We start from the raw sequence: 16,409 nt of genomic DNA on the forward strand, positions 1-16,409 counted from the left end.
TTCAGAAGCGAATTCTGGGAAACCTTAATTTGTCAGAGCGAGAGGCTTTTGCCAGAAGGAACTAGAATTAGGAAACACCTAGCTGGGTTCTTCTGAATTTTGAAATTAGGAGTGCATGTGTGCCAAAATCCCCTAAATATTTGCTGATTGGCTCAACCGAGACTTATAGCGGTAAATCTGCAACTGTTCTGGGTTTGTCTCATCAGCTACAGCAAAAAGGACTGGATATTACCTACGGTAAACCGCTTGGTACGTGTCTAAATTCGTCTAGTGGAACCGTAATTGAGGAGGATGTCCAATTCATCGCTCTTAGCCTCAATTTGCCGGAAAACCGTGTTGCACCTACAATGCTGGCTTTGGATGAACTCAATGTGCAAAAGCGCTTACGAGGAGAAGACAAAACCGATTATCAACAGTCTCTAGTACAGCAATATTTACATAAGTCCCAAGGAGATTTGGTGTTACTAGAGGGGCCTGGTGATTTTTCCGAAGGCAATTTGTTTGACTTGTCTTTGCTGCAAATGGCTGAAGTCTTGGATGCTGGCGTGCTGTTAGTAAGCCGCTACAAATCTTTGGCTTCGGTTGAGGCGCTATTGGCTGCTAAGGCGCGTGTGGGCGATCGCTTGATTGGAGTTGTGATCAATGATATCCCTGTCACTCAACTAGAAGCGGTTGACACTCTCTTACGTCCGTTTTTGGAACAGCAAGGGATTCCCGTGCTAGCAATGCTGCCAAATAGCGATTTGCTCCGTAGTATCAGTGTTGGTGAACTGGTGAAGCAGTTAAAGGCTGATGTTCTCTGTCGCAACGATCGCCTAGATTTATTGGTCGAAAGTTTAGCAATTGGAGCGATGAATGTCAACTCTGCCGTCAAATATTTCCGTAAACGCCGAAATATGGCAGTTGTAACAGGAGGCGATCGCGTCGAAATTCAGCAAGCGGCTTTAGAAACTTCTACTCAATGTTTAATTCTCACCGGGCAACTACCACCGCCGCCGTTCATTCTTAGTCGCGCTGAAGAACTAGAAATCCCTATTTTATCTGTTGACTTAGACACCCTCACCACTGTCGAAATTGTTAACCGCACTTTCGGACAAGTCCGCCTCCACGAACCGATTAAGGTTCATTGCATTCGGCAATTAATGTCTGAGCATTTTGACATTGAACGCCTGTTATCTAAACTGGGTTTAACTCCAGCAGCAGCATTGTCTTAGATTCATCAAGCTAAACAATTAAGAGCATCTATGCTCAATTATCAGCTAGGAGCCTGTACTACTGGCGAAGAAAAAGTCGGCACGCTGTCACCTCAAAGGCGATCGCGTGCTGTCTCCCTTCGCAGTGTAATGGAGTTATTCAACCAAACAATCGAAAAATTGTAGCAATGTCTAACTCAAGTTTTCCTCGCATCTACACGCTGTTTGGTAAAATATCTGGGTCGTTTAATCGGATTATGTCTATCTTTGAGCCAATCAACAGACCTTATTAAACTCGATACATTAGCGCAAGAACTGGCGACAATCCAGCAAACGGGTTCCAAAAAAATCGCCTTGTTGGGTTCTCGTCACGTTCCAATTACGCATCAGAATCTGATTGAAATGATGACTTATGCCCTAGTTTTATCGGGTAATCGCATCATTACTTCTGGTGCTACAGGTACAAATTCAGCTGCCATCAAGGGAGCAATGCGGGCTGATGCAAATTTGTTGACGGTGATTCTACCCCAAAGCCTGGAACGCCAGCCTTTAGAATCGCGCCAGCAACTAGAACAGGTAATGCATTTAGTGGAAAATCCCAGTAATGATAATCTGTCTCTTGCTGAAGCTAGTTACCTGTGCAACAAGGAAATTGTCTCCCGTTGCCAGCAACTGATCTGTTTTGCGTTTCATGACAGCCGCACCCTGTTGCAAACTTGTCAAGATGCAGAAGAACAAAGAAAAGTGGTAACGCTTTTCTACTTTGATTAGTCATTTGTCATTTGTCTTTTGTCATTTGTATTTGACTGATGACTAATGACTGATGACTAATGACTAGTAACCAACAACTAATAAGTAATGATAATTTTTTTGTACTCGATCGCTGCTGCTGTCGTTCTGATTTACCTGCCATTTTTGGTAGTAGCTTATGCCCGTGTGCGTATTGGCAAGGAAATGCTTTATACTCCTCGCGCAATGGTTGATAAATTGCCGCCTTACGCCCAACGAGCTACCTGGGCACATCAGAACACCTTTGAAGCTTTTATGGTATTTGCCGCAGCAGCATTGATGGCTTATGTAACTGGTGTAAATTCTTTTACAGCACAAATAGCTGCGATCGCCTTTGTGGTAGCTCGTTTGCTATACTCAGTTTTTTATATTTTGAATATACCCCTTTTGCGATCGCTCATGTTTGCTACTGGTATTGTTAGCTCTATCACTCTTATCTTCTTGAGCATCATCCAAGCTACTAATTAGGTTGGGAATGGGGAATGGGGACTAGGAGAAAATTTTTCCATAATCTAATCCAAAATCCAAAATCCAATATCCAAAATCTAAAATCTAAAATCTAAAATGTTTTATGGCTTCTACATTTTCCTTTGACATTGTGAGCGACTTTGACCGACAAGAGTTAGTTAACGCCGTCGATCAAGTTATACGAGACATCAAAGGTCGTTACGACCTCAAAGACACTGAAACTACTGTCGAATTGGTCGAAGAAAGCATTAACGTTAGTACTGACAGCGAGTTTACCCTAGATTCTGTACATACCATTCTGCGAGAGAAAGCCGCCAAGCGTAACCTCTCCCAGAAAATCTTTGATTTTGGCAAAGTTGAATCAGCTAGTGGTAATCGCGTGCGTCAAGAAATCAAACTCAAAAAAGGCATAAGTCAAGAAATTGCCAAACAAATTTCCAAATTGATTCGGGACGAATTCAAAAAAGTACAAGCCTCAATCCAAGGTGATGCTGTGCGGGTTTCTGCAAAATCTAAAGACGACTTACAAGTAGTAATGCAGCGACTAAAACAAGAAGACTACCCAGTTGCTTTGCAATTTACAAATTATCGTTAAAAAACTCGTAATTCGTAGTTAATTAATTCAATTACGAATTACGAATTACGAATTACTCTAACCCCGTCCGCCAATACTTTTTTGAAATGCCGGACGCTCAGATAGCTGTTTCATATAGTTCAGCACTGCTGGATAGGCACTGAGGTCTAGCTTTAGCAGAAGCGGAATGTAAGTCAGAATAGACCCCACTGCCACATCAGCAACTGTGAACTCATTACCCAGCAAAAAAGCTTGCTTGTTGAAAATTTCATTCAATGGAGTCAACAAGCGGGGCATTTCTCGTTCCCGATTTGCTTCCCCAAAAATTCCTGGCCCAAGGGTAGCATTGGCAAACAACACCCACTGGGAAAATACAGCACGTTCCTCTAATGAAAGTGAACTTTTACTGTACTTCTCGGCAAGATACAGCAAAATTGCCCCAGATTCCCAAAGCTGAAAATCCCCATCAACAATTGCTGGAACTTTACCAACTGGGTTAATTGCCAAATATTCAGGCTTGAGGTGTTCACCCGCCTGCATATCGAGTTTGACGAATTCGTAAGGAATTTGTATTTCCTCTAAATACCATTGAACAATTGAGGCTCGACTACGAGCGCCACCGTAAAGTTTGAGCATAATTACTTAAAGAACTTTGTGAGTGTGAGAATGCTGTTTAACGTTATCTTCTTTCGTTACAACTCTAGCGGCATTTAGCACCCGTTTGCGCTCAGTGGAATGCTTAAATCCAGTGTAGTTTGTACCTAATGGAATCAGGGATTTTGCAGATTCACGACGCTTGTATGTACGAGCGGCTGCAAATGCCCGTGGCACAAATTCCTCTCCAAACTGAGCCGACTCTGGAAAGCCATCTGGCAGAAGTTGTGAATCGCCATCTAACAAAGATCCCAAAGTTGTTGCATAAGCCAGCTTATAGGAGGTAGGAATGCCCTTTAAAAGCGCTTCCAAAGCCGCAGAAGGAATCGGTTCTATGACTTCGATTTGATAAACTTCTCCATCTTCTTTGACGAAGCAGGTTGCCAAGCCGATAACAATATAGTCATCGGTTGCTAAATCAGGGGCGTTGGGATAGGAAATTGCAGTTGTCATCGGAAAATTTCTCAAAACTTAAAAATTAAATCTAGATGCTGGGGCATTGGGCATTGGGCATTGGGAATGGGGAATGGGGAATGGGGAATGGGGAATGGGGCATTGGTATTTTTCCCCCTGCTCCCTGCTCCCTGCTCCCTTGCTTGTTCCTCAGTCCCCAATCCCCATGTCCTCTTTCTCATCTCTAAAAAGAACGGCTTGTTGGCATTCTACCAATTTGTCGCTCTCACTACTTGACCAGTCTTTGAGATTGACTTTGCTTAGGACTGACGCAAAACTAGACGCGGTAGGAGCAATTTATGAATTGCCCCTACCGGAAAATCAAGGTTTAGGCTATTTTTTGCATAAATCTTGTTGCTATTTCTGGAATTCACCTTTGGGATTGTGTATCCATGATTAGGTTTGAGGAGCAATTATTTAGGGCGTAGATTTCTCTTGTGCAGCTAGGTTAAGTTCCCTCTTTAGATGGCTTTCATGTAACCCTAAGTACCTTAAAAATAGACACAGTGGTAAAACCACTATTGAGACAAAACTAGAACTTTAATTTTACCAAGCAGGGACTTCAGGTAAGGGAAGATGAATATTCACTCATTGTTAACTGACGATGACCAGCAAAGCAAGCAATATAAAAATGTTTTAAATAATATAAGTAAAGTCCAAGAGCAGAGGAAAAAAGATCGCAGCACATCTAATTTAGCGAATAACCATTTACGCTCTTTTGCTTTGAAGTCGGCTCAAAAAGGAGACTATACTGAGGCGATCGCACTTTTAAACCAACTAATTTCCCGTCATCCCGACAATGCCGTTGATTACAACAATCGGGGGCTAATTTATTTCCAAAGTGGCAAAACGCAAAAAGCACTTTACGACTATAATACCGCCCTGAAACTTAATCCCTATCTGGCTAGTGCCTATAATAATCGGGCAAATTACTACGCGGCTTGTGGAGAATTAGCAGCAGCACTAGCCGACTACGATCGAGCAATTGACTTGAATCCTGGCTATGTCCGGGCATGGATTAACCGAGGCATTACTTGGCGTGATTTGGGGCAATATGAGCAGGCAATTGAGAATTTTGAGGTAGCACTGCTTTTCGGTCAACTAGAAGGTCATATCTGGGCTGAACGTGGCAGAACTTACCATCTTTGGGGTGACTGGAATTGTGCGATCGCTGATTACCGTCGCGCCCTCACTCAACTGCCATATCTCGATAACAGTAAGGATATTACTGGTTGTCGCTTGCGTTTACAACTCGAAAATCGGTTAAACGAGTTGCTATCTGAATCAGCGTCCTAATTGGTAGATTAGTTCTTTTTGCAAATTCAAGATTCAAAAAGTAGATTCTTCATTTTGAATTTTAAATTTTGAATTTTTAATTGGGGGGGAGCGACCCTGTATCGCTAATGACTAATAGATGATAACCACATAGCTATTCAAAAATTAGCTATTAACCATTATTTATTAGCAATAATTAATATAAAATTACACCCGGTTTATAGGCAGCCAGAAGCAGAAGAAACCTAAATAATCCTAAATTCGCTATTTTTTAGGGTGATGACTCTGTTTGTTCGTCTTCTCGAGTATCCTGATTCATTAACACAATCCGGCGCTGACTGGGATCAAATCGGTATCCTTGTTGTTGTCTAATACTTTTAGCTTGTTGCGGATCAAAGTTACGGCTAAATTCCGCCTGCAAACCATTGACATGTACTTCCATCAGCTTGACTTCAGTACTAATTTCTCGCAACTTTTCTTGCTGTAACCAATGATAAGGCAAAAGTTGTGCTAGGGCGGATGCTGCAACGGCTGTAACGACGAGATTAACCGCTATCTTGGCTGTGCTTTCCAGTGCCATCACTTTGTAAGAATGTTGACGAAGATGCCGCTTTGGTCGAGGAGTGACCCGGCGTTTTTGTACAGGTTGTAACGGTGGTCTGGAGGGTTGAATCGCGTTCATGATGCTAAAAAATAACCTCGCTGAGTGAAGGGAAGCACTATCACAAGAGTGCTGAGTGCTGAGTTATGAGTGCTGAGTAAAAAAATCACTAATCACACTCAGCATCAAATCAGTTCAGAGTAGCTAGTGCCTCAGCTTAGAGTGGGAAGGTTCATAAGTACTACTTTTTACTCATTACTTCTTCCTGGGCACAGGCTAAACGCCTCGCTACCGCTAACAGCACTTAGCACTCAGCACTCTTGAATGCTTGATTTAGCTGTCATATTACTTCATTTTTTTGAAATAGCTACAAGTATTTCACCAGTTAAAAAATAACCTGGCTTACGTAAGTGCTAGTTTCCTTGCTACTTTATGGTATAAAACCACAAGCTTCTGGAAACTGCACCCCGTACTGCCAGGATTATTAGCTTTTTAACTGTGTCACATCGAAGCGTTATTTGTAAAGTTCTGTGGCTAATCGCCAAGCAAGAACTCCTGGGATCAGCGCCACAACTAGAGCGATGTAGACTTGAGTATCCGAGATGGAAGATATCTGAGCGATATACAGAGTATCTAAGATAGGCATGGCTGAAAACCTCCTAACCTGAATAGATTTTGAACAGTTCGTTTACTACTTTTCCTTGTTTTGCCAGAATTGGGGAATATCTTGTTACAAGATGCAACAAAAGCAGTTATTAGTCAGTAGTTCTTATTTATTCTCTATTAAAAAAATTTATAAAAATTATGAATTTGTATTTGGGTATTGACTTCGGCACATCTGGCGCGCGCGGCGTGGTGATTGACGAGGAAGCCTCTTCTATTCAGGCGGAGGTGCGATATCCCTTCCAGGACTCACCAGCTACCGTTACGCCGAAAATTTGGCGGGAGGCTTTGTTTGTACTGCTGGAACAAATACCTGAAGAGTTGCGGCGAAAAATTAAAGCGATCGCAATTAATGGTACTTCTTCTACAGTCTTGCTAGTCGATGCTGCTGGCAATCCAACAGATGCACCACTGCTGTATAACGATGCGCGGGGATCATTGATGCTAGAGCATTTAAGGAATATCGCACCCCCCAATCATACCGTGTTGAGTGCCACCTCCAGCCTAGCGAAACTTTTGTGGATGAGGCAACAACCCTCTTTTAGTGAAGCTAGATATTTTCTGCATCAAGCAGATTGGCTGGGGTTCCTCCTACATGGACAGTTGGGAATTAGCGATTACCATAATGCTTTAAAGCTGGGTTATGACGTGGAAGAGTTGAAATACCCAGAATGGCTTGAAAAGTTACAAATACCGATTCAGCTACCCGAAGTTTTACCTCCCGGTACTCCCATTGCCGAATTGCGTCCTGAAATTGCGGATAAGTTTGGTTTGGGCCGTGATTGTCTGGTGTGTGCAGGTACAACTGATAGTATTGCGGCTTTTATTGCCAGTGGCGCAAAATTACCTGGTGAAGCCGTGACTTCCCTTGGTTCAACGTTGGTACTAAAGTTGTTAAGCCGTACCCGACAAGAAAATTCCAGATATGGGATTTACAGCCATCGCTTGGGTGATTTGTGGCTGACTGGTGGTGCTTCTAATACTGGGGGTGCTGTACTCAAGCAATTTTTCACAAATGCTGAGTTAGAAAGCCTTAGTCGGGAGATTGATGCTTCAATTGTCAGCGAGTTAGATTATTATCCATTGTTGAAGGTAGGCGATCGCTTCCCCATTAACGATCCCAATCTAGCCCCACGTTTGTCACCACGCCCAGATAACCCAGTGGAATTTTTGCATGGGTTGTTAGAAAGCATTGCCCGCATAGAAGCGCAAGGATATGAATTATTACAGCAAATGGGCGCAGATAAATTGAGCCGTGTTTATACTGCTGGCGGTGGCGCAGCAAATGAGACTTGGACTGCGATTAGGGCGCGTCATTTGCAGATTCCTGTAGTAGCGTCAGTGTACACAGAAGCAGCTTACGGGACGGCACTGTTGGCGATGGAAGGGGTAACAAAAGTAATTGTGTAGCTATCTTTTCGTAGATATTTTGTAAATCAGTATCTATCCTAGTGACAATCAACATATCTCGGACGATACTGGGATGATTAGATACCGGACTATAGATTCCAGGTTCATGATCTGGGCAGCTATTCGGGGATGGGTGCTTTGCCACAAGCGAATGTCATCTATCCCCTTTATTAATTACTGGTGTAAGTTTTAACTAGCTTACCATCGCTAAGGTAATGGGTGTATTAAGGCGATCGCAATCATGGCAGAAAAACGCCAAATTGTGGGTTGAAAGTAACCGGATGTTGCGGCGCTATAGTGTAAAAGCTAATGACAGCAAGCGCAACACGGAGACAAACAAGTGCAAATCACTAAGCGCAATGTTGAGTTAAGAGTAGATGGCAGCTTAATGCGTGTTTATGTAGCGGCTCCCAAAGCAGCAGGAAAATACCCTGGTATTGTCTTCTACAGTGATATTTATCAGTTAGGTGATGCAATGATTCGTCTAGTTAACTACTTAGCAGGATACGGTTATGTAGTAGCAGCGCCAGAAATTTTTCACCGAATTGAGCCAGTTGGTTTAGTAATTGAGCCAGACGATCTGGGACGGATGCGGGGTAATGACGATGCGCGTCGAACCTCGGTAGCCGATTATGATGCCGATTGCCTTGCTGTGATTGAATTTCTGAAAACAGAGAGTGCGGTTTCTCCAAATCAAATAGGTACTCTCGGCTTTTGTATTGGTGGACATTTAGCTTTCCGCGCAGCATTTCAAAACGAAATTCGGGCTTGTGTCTGCTGTTATCCTACTGGGATTCCCAGTGGTAAACTGGGTAAAGAGGTAGCCGATACAATCCAGAGGGTAAGTGAAATCAAAGGTGAGATACTAATGGTGTTCGGTACTCTTGATCCTCATATACCAGAGAGCGATCGCCAAACCATAATCAAAGCAATTGAAAATGCTAACATACCTCATCAAGTTTTCTTGTATGAAGCAGAACATACATTCATGCGCGACGACGGTTATCGTTATGATTCTAGTGCTAGCACCGCAGCTTGGTCTGAAATAGTAACTTTTTTGGGGCGCATATTTGCAAACTGAAAACTCCTATTATTACTTTCTTCGCGTCAATTTTGAGTTGTCTGCAACGCTAACAAACCAGCACCATAAGCAGGTTCATACCTCGGAAAAATCACCTTTACATTAGGAAATTTCTTAACAAGAGATGCTGCAAATCTTTCATGGATCTTGCATCTACCGCGCCATACACTTCCCGTTGTGACTACTTCTAAAATTGAGTCGGCAGTAAAAATTGCATCAATTACTGTAGATGTAGCTTTTACTAACTCTTTTACAGCATCATCAATTATCATATTCGCTACTATATCACCTGACGCTGCTGCAACATCTACAACTGGTGCTAAAGCTGCTATCTGTTTAACTCCCCATTCTCGCCGATATATTACTTCTATTAAATCTTCTATACTTTCCAAATCAAGATGCTGTTTGAAACCCTCTATCAAACTCGTTGATATTTCCCGTCCATCATAAGATTTTAATGCTGCGTCCATGCCTGCGATCGCAATTTTATAAGCGCTACCTTCATCTCCTAAAATATACCCCCAACCACCGACTCGTTTAGTATGTCCTTCATGATTTCGTCCGAAAACTATCGAACCAGTACCTGCTGCAACTACAATTCCTACAGCCTGACCAATTCCACCAACTAAAGCAATCAAAGCATCGTTACAAATTACAATATTCGCTGATTGCAATGCCCAGACAATAGGCAATTTGCTATTCTGTAATTCTTTAACTAAATCTTTTACTAATTCGATATCTGCTGCACGACCTACACCCGCTAAACCCAAACATATCGCATCAATATTCACAAAATTTGTAATTCTTGCTGCCTCAACCGCATTTTTAATTGCAGATTGAATAGATTGTAGAGTAGCTTCGATACCTATACTCTGATAATTAGATGGGCCTGCTTCAGCACGACCTAGCACTAGATGCAAATCATTCATCAAGACACAAACAGTCTTGCTACCACCGCCATCTATTCCCAAAACATAACTCATGATTGGTAATAATATTAATTATTTTGACGCTTCGGTTCTTCTTTTAAAGGTATAAAAAAGATAGCAATCATTCCAGGAATAGTAAGCAAACAAACCAAGACAAAAAATAATGGATAACCAAGTGCTTTTTGCAGATAACCGCTAATTAAACCTGGTAACATCATTCCTAAAGCCATAATGCCTGTGGAGATAGCAAAATGAGAAGTTTTATATTCACCTTGGCAAATATACATTAAGTAAACACTAAAAGCTGTAAATCCAAAACCATAACCAAATTGCTCCAACGAAACCAAGGGATATATTAATGTTAGGGAAGGTTTAGTGTAAGCCATATATACATAAAATATATCAGGCAAGTTTAATGCTAAAGCCATAGGAAAAAGACATTTTTTTAATCCATATTTAGAAATTAGCAAACCTCCTAAAATTCCTCCACAAATCAGGGATATAACCCCAAATGTCCCGTAGACTAACCCAACATCTGATGTTGATAGCCCTAAACCCCCTACTTCTGGTTTATCCAATAAAAATAAAGAGGCTATTTTGACAAGCATTGCTTCGCCAAATCTGTAGAGCAAGATAAAGGCTAAAATACTGATAATTTTATCTTGAGCAAAATATGAGCTAATAATTGACCAAAAGGGTATATTTTCTCTAGCTTGTATTTGTTGTTGGTTATCTGATTCAGGTAATGGTAAAATGATGCGATGATAAATAAACAGGATTGCTAAAATTAAAGCTGATAAGCCAATAGCAATAGTCCAGCTTAGAGGAATATTATTGAGAGAGACTTCAAGTTGTCCTGCTAAGACTACTAATATCCCAGAGCCAAAGATTACTGCAAGTCTATAACAAAGCGAACGAATGCCTACAAAAAACGCTTGTTGTTCTGGAGATAAAGCGAGGAGGTAGAAGCCATCTGTGGCAATGTCATAAGTTGCAGAAATAAATGCTCCTATTGTTAATGCTGCAAGGGAGATGAAAAAGAAATTTGGCAGTTGTAAAGAGAAGGCTATTAAGCCTAAGCAGCAAAACATGGCAAATTGGGTATAGAGTATCCATTTGCGTTTGGTAGAGTAAATATCAATAATTGGGGCCCAAAACATTTTGATGACCCAAGGTAGATAGAGGAAGCTTGTCCAAAGGGCAATTTGGGCGTTATCGATTCCGAGTTTTTTGTAAAAGATTACGGAAACTGTGTTGATGATGATGTAAGGTATGCCGGAGGTGAAATATAGGGTGGGGATGAATGTCCAAGGGGAGGTTGTTTGGTGTTTCATAGGTTGAGGGAACGAACCGCGAAGGCGCGAAGTACGCGAAGGAAGAGTTAAGAAGAGAGGATAATGCGTTTGATGCCTTGTTTAAGAACAGGGACGTTAAAGTTGATCAGAAGTCCAAGGGGATGTTTGGTCATTTTGAGGTACGAGAGGACTTGAGCTTCGTGGATGGGAGCTAGGTTTTGAACGGCTTTTAATTCAACAACTACAACATCGCCAACTAGAAAATCTAATTGTCCCTCGCCAACGGGATGCCCTTTATATTCCACTGCTACTGGATGTTTAGATTTATGAGGTATCCCACGCATTATAAATTCCAGTTTTAGCGCCTTGTGATACACCTCCTCCAAAAATCCTGGCCCCAACATTCTATGTACCTCAATCGCTGCGCCAATCACAGCATACGCTAGCTTCTCCGGCTCATCACCGAGCTGCCTCATTCTTCTTTCTTCTTCCTTCGCGTACTTCGCGCCTTCGCGGTTCGTTTCCATAATCCCCCTCCAACCCTATGGCAAAATTTATAAAAGTCCTTCCTTAGTTTTCCCAGCATGACCGCAACCATTCCCAATCTCCCCAGTCTCTACGACCCCTTTTCCACCGAAGTCAAGTGGCAAAAATTCTGGGAAGACAACCAAGTTTACAAAGCTGACCCCAACAAAGGCGGCGAACCCTACTGCATCGTCATTCCCCCCCCAAATGTCACTGGCAGCTTACACATGGGTCACGCATTTGAAAGTGCGTTGATTGATACCCTCGTGCGCTACCACCGGATGCAGGGACGCAATACCCTATGGCTACCCGGAACTGACCACGCCAGCATCGCGGTGCATAGTATGCTGGAAAAGCAACTCAAAAAAGAGGGTAAGACTCGCTACGAATTGGGGCGCGAGAAGTTCTTAGAACGCGCTTGGCAATGGAAGGCGGAGTCTGAGGGAACTATTCTGAATCAGCTACGACGCTTGGGTGTCTCGGTGGACTGGTCACGGGAAAGGTTTACCCTGGATGAGGGTTTATCTAAAGCTGTTGTGGAGGCGTTTACTCGCCTTTACGAGGAAGGCTTAATTTATCGTGGTGAATATTTAGTTAATTGGTGTCCAGCTTCTCAGTCGGCTGTGTCTGATGTGGAAGTAGAAAATCAAGAGGTGAATGGAAATCTCTGGCACTTCCGCTATCCCTTCACCGATGGTTCCGGTTTTGTGGAGGTGGCGACAACTCGACCAGAAACGATGCTGGGCGATACAGCAGTAGCAGTTAATCCCAATGACGATCGCTACAAACATCTCATTGGTAAAACTCTAACTCTGCCAATTCTACAACGAGAAATTCCGATAATTGGCGATGAATATGTTGATCCCACTTTCGGCACGGGTTGCGTGAAGATAACTCCCGCCCATGACCCGAACGATTTTGACATGGGTAAGCGTCACAATCTGCCGTTAATCAACATTATGAACAAAGACGGCACTCTCAACGCTAACGCCGGGGAGTTTCAAGGACAAGACCGCTTTGTTGCTAGAAAAAATGTGGTTTCTCGCCTAGAAGCAGATGGCTTTTTGGTGAAGATAGAAGATTATAAACATACCGTTCCCTACAGCGATCGCGGTAAAGTACCTATTGAACCCCTCCTCTCGACTCAGTGGTTCGTCAAAATTCGCCCCTTAGCTGACAACACTCTCGAATTCCTCGACCAGCAAACTTCTCCAGAGTTTGTCCCCCAACGCTGGACAAAGGTTTATCGTGATTGGCTAGTAAAACTCACTGATTGGTGTATCTCTCGCCAATTATGGTGGGGACACCAAATTCCTGCTTGGTACGCTGTCAGTGAAACGGATGGGCAAATTACCGATAACACGCCGTTTGTAGTCGCAAAATCGGAAACTGAAGCTTGGGAGAAAGCTAAATCACAATTTGGCGAAAATGTCAAGTTAGAACAAGATCCAGATGTGCTGGATACTTGGTTTTCTTCTGGACTTTGGCCATTTTCTACTTTAGGCTGGCCGGAACAAACTCAAGATTTAGCAACTTACTACCCGACTACCACTTTGGTAACAGGCTTTGATATCATCTTTTTCTGGGTAGCCAGAATGACCATGATGGCTGGGCATTTTACGCAGCAAATGCCTTTCCAAACAGTTTACATCCACGGCTTAGTGCTGGATGAAAAAGGCCAGAAGATGTCAAAGACCAAAGGTAATGGCATTGACCCATTGTTATTAATTGACAAATATGGTACTGATGCCCTGCGCTATACCCTAATTAGGGAAGTGGCTGGCGCTGGACAAGATATCCGCTTGGAGTATAATCGCGGAAAACAGGAATCGGCATCGGTGGAGGCATCTCGCAACTTTGCAAATAAGTTGTGGAACGCTGCCCGCTTTGTGATGATGAATTTGGATGGACAGACACCGCAACAATTAGGGAATCCAGTCGCTACCGAATTGAGCGATCGCTGGATTATCTCGCGGTATCATCAAGTTATTAAACAAACCACGAATTACATCGATAATTATGGTTTAGGCGAAGCAGCAAAAGGACTCTACGAGTTTATTTGGGGTGATTTCTGCGATCAGTATATTGAACTAGCGAAATCCAGATTGCAAGCAGATGCCGATCCAGCATCGCGGCGTGTAGCACAGCAAACCCTTGGCTATGTGCTGGAAGGAATTTTAAAACTGCTTCATCCCTTTATGCCTCATATTACCGAAGAAATTTGGCAAACTCTCACCCAACAACCAGCAGATTCACCGCAAACTTTACCATTGCAACTATATCCTCAGATAGATGCAAATTTAATTGATTTAGACTTAGAAGAACAGTTTGAATTGCTAATTGCTACTATCCGCACAATTCGGAATTTGCGGGCTGAAGCAGATATTAAACCAGGGGTGAAAGTAACAGCAAATTTGCAAACTGAAAGCGAAAAGGAGCGGGTAATTCTCACTGCTGGACAATCTTATATTAAAGATTTGGCTAAGGTTGAGACTTTAACCATTGCTGACAAGGAAAAAAGCCAAACGACTGCTAAAAAACCTCAAAGGGGTTTGAAGACAATTGGTTTAATTATTGTAGCCATTGTCTTTGGGAGATTGGGTTTAGCTGCGGGAAATGCCATTGATGACATTCCCATCGTCGGAACTTTCTTTGAAATGGTTGGTTTTGGTTACACAGCTTGGTTTGTTAGCCAAAATTTACTCACTGCCCAAGCGAGACAAAGCTTATGGGGACGCTTTTTCCCGCAGAGAGAATTAGAACAACCACAAGAACCAGAAAATGCGATTGCAGGTGTAATTGGTACAATACAGGTGCTAATTCCTCTAAGCGGTGTGGTAGATATTGAAGCTGTCCGTGCCAAGCTAGAAAAAAGCTTGAGTAAAGCTGAAGCCGAAGTTCAGTCCCTGAGTACCAGATTAAACAATCCTAGTTTCGTAGATAGAGCTAGGGCTGACGTGGTACAGGGGGCGCGTGATGCCTTAGCAGAAGCACAGAAGCAAGCTGAAATTTTGCGCGAGCGTCTGAAGGGGTTGTCGTAGCGATCGCCTGTATGACTTAGGATAACTGTAATGGGTAATGCGATTATTAATTCACAATTACCCATTACCAATTAACAAGATCCAAATCTCAATTCTAGGACTTATTATTTTATTAAAATTTTTTAATTTTTTAATTTTTAATTTTTAATTGGAGCGAAGCGACCCTCATGCTATATCTAGCCCAGGTGCGTAAAAACGATTTTTTAGACCAGCACCAGTTACGCTTATTAGCGCGTCAAGAAGCTGATAACTTATGGGCGATAATTCCAGAAGAGGCTTTCATTCTATTAGGAAAGGCAAAAATCATTAGTGAGAACTTGCTTGTTTTAGTAGAACTTTCTCCTACAGGCGACATTGAAAGAATAGAAGATGCTACCAACTGGGTACTCCATTTAGTAGAAAACTACCTTACTATCGGCATTACCCCAGAATTTTTGCAGCACGAAGCCGAGCGAGCAGAACATTGGCGACAATCCCTGACGTTACAAAATCAAGACTTAGCGCGACGTTCCTTAGAATTGGAAGCTCGTCGTGAACAAATTCAAGCCTTAGAAGAAAGCCTCAAACGTGAGAAAAACGATTGTCCCCAAGAGGAAAGTTAAAAGTATAGCAAGGGACTGGGGACTGGGGACTGGGGACTGGGGACTGGGTGAAAAGTCCTTTTGTGTCTAAGTTTCATCATCTGTTGATGTCCTAAGCACCTTGACTGTTGCTATACATTTTGCTTAAAAAGTACTGCAAGCTCTTGTGTTAGGTTATTTGATAAAAATTAGACTACCTTTATTTTTGGCGAAGGTATTGAAATAAAATTACTATTTTATCTATAAATTATCTCAAAAAAGCTTTTTTTGGGTGTGTGATTTTAAGTGTAATGTGGAGGTAGGATGAGACGACAACAGCGTGGTGTGACAGTGTGGTTCACCGGTCTAAGTGGTGCAGGAAAAACTACTATCTGTCAATTCGTGGAGAAGGAACTACGGATACAGGGATACAGTGTTGAAGTTCTAGATGGTGATGCGGTACGTCAAAATCTGTGCAAAGGGTTAGGTTTCAGTAAAGAAGATCGAGAAGAAAATATTCGGCGCATTGGATTTGTGGCTCATCTTCTTGCCAGAAATAATCTAATCGTATTAGTTTCGGCCATTTCACCTTACCGCGAAATTCGGGAAGAAGTACGCCAAAATATTCCATGTTTTGTTGAAGTTTACGTCAATGCATCATTAGAAGTTTGTGAACAGCGAGACGTAAAAGGGTTATATAAAAAAGCCAGATCCGGGGAGATTAAGCACTTCACTGGTATTGACGATCCTTATGAAATACCACTTTGTCCTGAAGTCGAATGTAAGACTAACCAAGAAAGCGTTGTCCAAAGTGCAAGCAAGGTTTTAGAAAAGCTGGAAGAGTTGGGTTACATAGTTCCTAATGTGAATGAGTTATGAGTTAAAAACTTTCTTTAAC

Annotated in this window: 18 protein-coding genes; 11 read left to right on the plus strand and 7 right to left on the minus strand. The window is 42.4% G+C overall.

The window, feature by feature from the left end; translation table 11 throughout:
* The first annotated feature begins 119 nt into the window (after positions 1 to 119).
* The 5 genes from RMZ41_RS03380 to RMZ41_RS03400 all read left to right on the plus strand — a co-directional run bounded on the left by RMZ41_RS03380 (position 120) and on the right by RMZ41_RS03400 (position 3,045).
* Positions 120 to 1,214, plus strand: a complete 1,095-nt coding sequence (locus RMZ41_RS03380; RefSeq protein WP_322644254.1) for a phosphotransacetylase family protein — start codon at positions 120 to 122, stop codon at positions 1,212 to 1,214.
* 30 nt (positions 1,215 to 1,244) lie between these two features.
* Entirely contained in the window at positions 1,245 to 1,379 is a 135-nt protein-coding gene (locus RMZ41_RS03385) for a hypothetical protein (protein ID WP_322644253.1), read from the plus strand.
* A gap of 81 nt (positions 1,380 to 1,460) precedes the next feature.
* The gene (locus RMZ41_RS03390) at positions 1,461 to 1,964 is read left to right on the plus strand and encodes a DNA recombination-mediator protein A (RefSeq protein WP_322644252.1); all 504 of its coding nucleotides are present in this window, start codon (positions 1,461 to 1,463) and stop codon (positions 1,962 to 1,964) included.
* 87 nt (positions 1,965 to 2,051) lie between these two features.
* Positions 2,052 to 2,450 carry an MAPEG family protein gene (locus RMZ41_RS03395; protein ID WP_322644251.1) on the plus strand — a complete coding sequence of 133 codons (399 nt, stop codon included), beginning with the start codon at positions 2,052 to 2,054 and terminating at the stop codon, positions 2,448 to 2,450.
* Between the two features lie 103 nt (positions 2,451 to 2,553).
* Positions 2,554 to 3,045, plus strand: a complete 492-nt coding sequence (locus RMZ41_RS03400; protein WP_012411046.1) for a YajQ family cyclic di-GMP-binding protein — start codon at positions 2,554 to 2,556, stop codon at positions 3,043 to 3,045.
* A 57-nt stretch (positions 3,046 to 3,102) separates the two neighbouring features.
* Here RMZ41_RS03400 and RMZ41_RS03405 read toward each other — a convergent pair whose 3' ends face one another.
* Together RMZ41_RS03405 and RMZ41_RS03410 are read right to left on the minus strand one after the other, a co-directional pair.
* The gene (locus RMZ41_RS03405; protein ID WP_322644250.1) at positions 3,103 to 3,660 is read right to left on the minus strand and encodes a glutathione S-transferase family protein; all 558 of its coding nucleotides are present in this window, start codon (positions 3,658 to 3,660) and stop codon (positions 3,103 to 3,105) included.
* 6 nt (positions 3,661 to 3,666) lie between these two features.
* The gene (locus RMZ41_RS03410; protein ID WP_322644249.1) at positions 3,667 to 4,131 is read right to left on the minus strand and encodes a hypothetical protein; all 465 of its coding nucleotides are present in this window, start codon (positions 4,129 to 4,131) and stop codon (positions 3,667 to 3,669) included.
* Between the two features lie 576 nt (positions 4,132 to 4,707).
* On the opposite strand from RMZ41_RS03410, the gene RMZ41_RS03415 reads away from it, so the two are divergent.
* Entirely contained in the window at positions 4,708 to 5,427 is a 720-nt protein-coding gene (locus RMZ41_RS03415; protein WP_322644248.1) for a tetratricopeptide repeat protein, read from the plus strand.
* 250 nt (positions 5,428 to 5,677) lie between these two features.
* Here RMZ41_RS03415 and RMZ41_RS03420 read toward each other — a convergent pair whose 3' ends face one another.
* Positions 5,678 to 6,088, minus strand: coding sequence for a hypothetical protein (locus tag RMZ41_RS03420; RefSeq protein ID WP_322644247.1), 411 nt, complete (start codon positions 6,086 to 6,088; stop codon positions 5,678 to 5,680).
* A gap of 433 nt (positions 6,089 to 6,521) precedes the next feature.
* On the minus strand, positions 6,522 to 6,611 hold the full coding sequence (psaM, locus tag RMZ41_RS03425) for a photosystem I reaction center subunit XII (RefSeq protein WP_040630342.1): 90 nt from the start codon (positions 6,609 to 6,611) through the stop codon (positions 6,522 to 6,524).
* Positions 6,612 to 6,811: 200 nt separating this feature from the next.
* Here psaM and RMZ41_RS03430 point away from each other — a divergent pair, with 200 nt between their 5' ends.
* Entirely contained in the window at positions 6,812 to 8,080 is a 1,269-nt protein-coding gene (locus RMZ41_RS03430) for an FGGY-family carbohydrate kinase (RefSeq protein WP_322644246.1), read from the plus strand.
* Between the two features lie 340 nt (positions 8,081 to 8,420).
* Positions 8,421 to 9,161, plus strand: a complete 741-nt coding sequence (locus RMZ41_RS03435; RefSeq protein WP_322644245.1) for a dienelactone hydrolase family protein — start codon at positions 8,421 to 8,423, stop codon at positions 9,159 to 9,161.
* A gap of 26 nt (positions 9,162 to 9,187) precedes the next feature.
* Here RMZ41_RS03435 and RMZ41_RS03440 read toward each other — a convergent pair whose 3' ends face one another.
* From RMZ41_RS03440 to RMZ41_RS03450, 3 genes are read right to left on the minus strand one after another with little or no spacing between them, the layout of a single operon-like run.
* Positions 9,188 to 10,144, minus strand: coding sequence for an N-acetylglucosamine kinase (locus RMZ41_RS03440; protein WP_322644244.1), 957 nt, complete (start codon positions 10,142 to 10,144; stop codon positions 9,188 to 9,190).
* A gap of 14 nt (positions 10,145 to 10,158) precedes the next feature.
* Positions 10,159 to 11,424, minus strand: coding sequence for an AmpG family muropeptide MFS transporter (locus RMZ41_RS03445; protein ID WP_322644243.1), 1,266 nt, complete (start codon positions 11,422 to 11,424; stop codon positions 10,159 to 10,161).
* Between the two features lie 47 nt (positions 11,425 to 11,471).
* The gene (locus RMZ41_RS03450) at positions 11,472 to 11,912 is read right to left on the minus strand and encodes a GxxExxY protein (RefSeq protein ID WP_322644242.1); all 441 of its coding nucleotides are present in this window, start codon (positions 11,910 to 11,912) and stop codon (positions 11,472 to 11,474) included.
* A 57-nt stretch (positions 11,913 to 11,969) separates the two neighbouring features.
* Between RMZ41_RS03450 and RMZ41_RS03455 the strand changes: the two genes are divergently transcribed.
* The 3 genes from RMZ41_RS03455 (at position 11,970) to cysC (ending at position 16,390) form a co-directional block, all read left to right on the plus strand.
* The gene (locus tag RMZ41_RS03455) at positions 11,970 to 14,951 is read left to right on the plus strand and encodes a valine--tRNA ligase (RefSeq protein ID WP_322644241.1); all 2,982 of its coding nucleotides are present in this window, start codon (positions 11,970 to 11,972) and stop codon (positions 14,949 to 14,951) included.
* Positions 14,952 to 15,118: 167 nt separating this feature from the next.
* Complete coding sequence (locus RMZ41_RS03460; RefSeq protein ID WP_322644240.1) at positions 15,119 to 15,553, plus strand: hypothetical protein; 435 nt, start codon at positions 15,119 to 15,121, stop codon at positions 15,551 to 15,553.
* Between the two features lie 282 nt (positions 15,554 to 15,835).
* Positions 15,836 to 16,390, plus strand: a complete 555-nt coding sequence (cysC, locus tag RMZ41_RS03465) for an adenylyl-sulfate kinase (protein ID WP_322644239.1) — start codon at positions 15,836 to 15,838, stop codon at positions 16,388 to 16,390.
* Positions 16,391 to 16,409: the final 19 nt, after the last annotated feature.

The sequence above is a fragment of the Nostoc sp. DedVER02 genome, assembly GCF_034530675.2.
Lineage (GTDB): Bacteria > Cyanobacteriota > Cyanobacteriia > Cyanobacteriales > Nostocaceae > Nostoc.

Coding starts and splice junctions, on each gene's coding strand:
- RMZ41_RS03440 (WP_322644244.1), bottom strand. CDS start 10,144: ATGAGTTATGTTTTGGGAATAGATGGCGGTGGTAGCAAGACTGTTTGT.
- RMZ41_RS03385 (WP_322644253.1), top strand. CDS start 1,245: ATGCTCAATTATCAGCTAGGAGCCTGTACTACTGGCGAAGAAAAAGTC.
- RMZ41_RS03400 (WP_012411046.1), top strand. CDS start 2,554: ATGGCTTCTACATTTTCCTTTGACATTGTGAGCGACTTTGACCGACAA.
- RMZ41_RS03405 (WP_322644250.1), bottom strand. CDS start 3,660: ATGCTCAAACTTTACGGTGGCGCTCGTAGTCGAGCCTCAATTGTTCAA.
- RMZ41_RS03450 (WP_322644242.1), bottom strand. CDS start 11,912: ATGGAAACGAACCGCGAAGGCGCGAAGTACGCGAAGGAAGAAGAAAGA.
- RMZ41_RS03445 (WP_322644243.1), bottom strand. CDS start 11,424: ATGAAACACCAAACAACCTCCCCTTGGACATTCATCCCCACCCTATAT.
- RMZ41_RS03395 (WP_322644251.1), top strand. CDS start 2,052: ATGATAATTTTTTTGTACTCGATCGCTGCTGCTGTCGTTCTGATTTAC.
- RMZ41_RS03455 (WP_322644241.1), top strand. CDS start 11,970: ATGACCGCAACCATTCCCAATCTCCCCAGTCTCTACGACCCCTTTTCC.
- cysC (WP_322644239.1), top strand. CDS start 15,836: ATGAGACGACAACAGCGTGGTGTGACAGTGTGGTTCACCGGTCTAAGT.
- RMZ41_RS03460 (WP_322644240.1), top strand. CDS start 15,119: ATGCTATATCTAGCCCAGGTGCGTAAAAACGATTTTTTAGACCAGCAC.
- RMZ41_RS03415 (WP_322644248.1), top strand. CDS start 4,708: ATGAATATTCACTCATTGTTAACTGACGATGACCAGCAAAGCAAGCAA.
- RMZ41_RS03430 (WP_322644246.1), top strand. CDS start 6,812: ATGAATTTGTATTTGGGTATTGACTTCGGCACATCTGGCGCGCGCGGC.
- RMZ41_RS03420 (WP_322644247.1), bottom strand. CDS start 6,088: ATGAACGCGATTCAACCCTCCAGACCACCGTTACAACCTGTACAAAAA.
- RMZ41_RS03410 (WP_322644249.1), bottom strand. CDS start 4,131: ATGACAACTGCAATTTCCTATCCCAACGCCCCTGATTTAGCAACCGAT.